We start from the raw sequence: 1843 nt of genomic DNA, 5'->3' as shown, positions 1-1843 counted from the left end.
GCACCTGGCCGAGGAAGACAAGCGCGACGATGACGGCAGCGGCTTCGAAATAGACCGGCACGGCGCCGTCATGGTCGCGGAACTGATGCGGGAAGATGTCCGGAAACAGGGCGGCGACCACGCTGTAGAGATAGGCAGCGCCCACGCCCAGCGAAATCAGCGTCCACATATTGGGGCTGCGGTTGACAACCGATTCCCAGCCGCGGTGGAAGAACGGAAACGCCGCCCAAAGCACCACCGGGCTCGCCAGCGCCAGCTCTGCCCATGTCTTCGTCCGGCCGTCGATGAGACTTTCCAAGCTGAGGCCCAGCATCGGCGCCATGGCGAAGATCAGGAGAGGAGCGGAAAGCGCCGCGCTGACCCAGAACCGGCGCGTGAAATCGACCAGCTCGGGATTTGGGCCTTCATCGCCGGTCGGCACGCCCATCGGCTCCAGCGCCATGCCGCAGATCGGGCAGGAGCCGGGCTTGTCGCGGATGATTTCAGGGTGCATCGGGCAGGTGTACTGCGTGCCCTTCGGCATCGGCTGCGGCTCGGGCCGGCCGGCGAGGTATTTTGCCGGCTCCGCCTCGAACTTGCCTTGGCAAGCGGCCGAGCAGAAATAGAAGCCCTTGCCATCATGACGCACAAAGTGCCTGGCGCTGGCGCGGTCGACGCTCATGCCGCAGACAGGATCGGTGGCCGTCAGGTAGCTCTCCGGCTCGGCTACGAATTTCGTGCGGCAGCGCTCGCTGCAGAAATGAAAGGTTCGTCCGCCGTGCTCGGCCGTCGGCTTGCCGGCCGCCGGATCGACCGTCATGCCGCAGACAGGATCGCGAATCACAGCTTCGGCCGCTGACGCTGCACCTTTCGCGGAGCAGCAGGATGCGCCATGCGAGTGATGATGGTTGTGGTCGGAATGGGTCATCAGCAATGCCTCGGAATTCTTGAATTGAGGCGGAGGTAGTCCTTCCAGCTACTGGAAGGTCAAGCGCCAGTTTCGACTTTCGGAAATTCTGGTCGTTTGGCCTTGCGCTGCATCAATCGCGCGCCATCGGAAACGCGGACGCCAGCCCCATACACAGCGCGAAGAAAACAGGCTATAGACGCCGCCGAATGGCAAAGATCTCCCTGAAACTCAACGAAATCATCGATGGCGACGCCTTGCGCCGCGACTTGACCGCGCTGACGTCGGCAAGCGCCGGCGACGGTTCGGGACCGGCGGTTCGCACCGCCGTGCTCCAATTGCTCAAAGCCAGGCTGGCGGAGGGGCGCAAGATCGCCGAGGCCATGCTCAAGGAGGATGGCGGCGGCAATGCCTGCGCCGAGCGGCTCTCGCATCTGATGGATGAGCTGATCCGGGCACTCTATGATTTCGCCGCCACCCATGTCTACCGGGTAAAGAACCGTTCGGTGGCCGAGCGCATGGCGGTCGTGGCGGTCGGCGGCTACGGCCGCGGCACGCTGGCTCCGGGCTCCGACATCGACCTCCTGTTCCTGCTGCCCTACAAGCAGACGCCATGGGGCGAGCAGATCGTGGAGTATATGCTCTACATGCTGTGGGACATGGGGCTGAAGGTCGGCCACGCCACCCGCAACATCGAGGACTGCCTGCGGCTGTCGCGCAGCGACATCACCATCCGCACCTCGATTCTCGAGGCGCGTTTCCTGTGGGGCGAACAGAAGCTCTATGAAGAGCTGCTCACCCGCTTCGACCACGAGGTGGTGCGCACGACCGGGCCGGAATATGTGCAGGCCAAGCTTGCCGAGCGCGACGAGCGCCACGCCAAGGCGGGTGAAAGCCGCTATCTGGTCGAGCCCAATGTCAAGGACGGCAAGGGCGGGTTGCGCGACCTGCAGACGC

Annotated in this window: 2 protein-coding genes; one reads left to right on the top strand and one right to left on the bottom strand. The window is 64.1% G+C overall.

Annotation, left to right across the window (positions count from 1 at the left end):
- Positions 1-907: YHS domain-containing protein (locus tag EOA28_RS34540; protein WP_128315785.1), on the bottom strand; the 907-nt coding region annotated here is incomplete at its 3' end.
- 188 nt (positions 908-1095) lie between these two features.
- On the opposite strand from EOA28_RS34540, the gene EOA28_RS34535 reads away from it, so the two are divergent.
- A partial coding sequence (locus tag EOA28_RS34535) for a nucleotidyltransferase domain-containing protein (RefSeq protein WP_189342363.1) occupies positions 1096-1843 on the top strand: 748 nt, incomplete at its 3' end.

The sequence above is a fragment of the Mesorhizobium sp. M2A.F.Ca.ET.067.02.1.1 genome (assembly GCF_004023285.1).
Lineage (GTDB): Bacteria > Pseudomonadota > Alphaproteobacteria > Rhizobiales > Rhizobiaceae > Mesorhizobium.
This window is presented reverse-complemented; position numbering and strand designations above follow the sequence as displayed.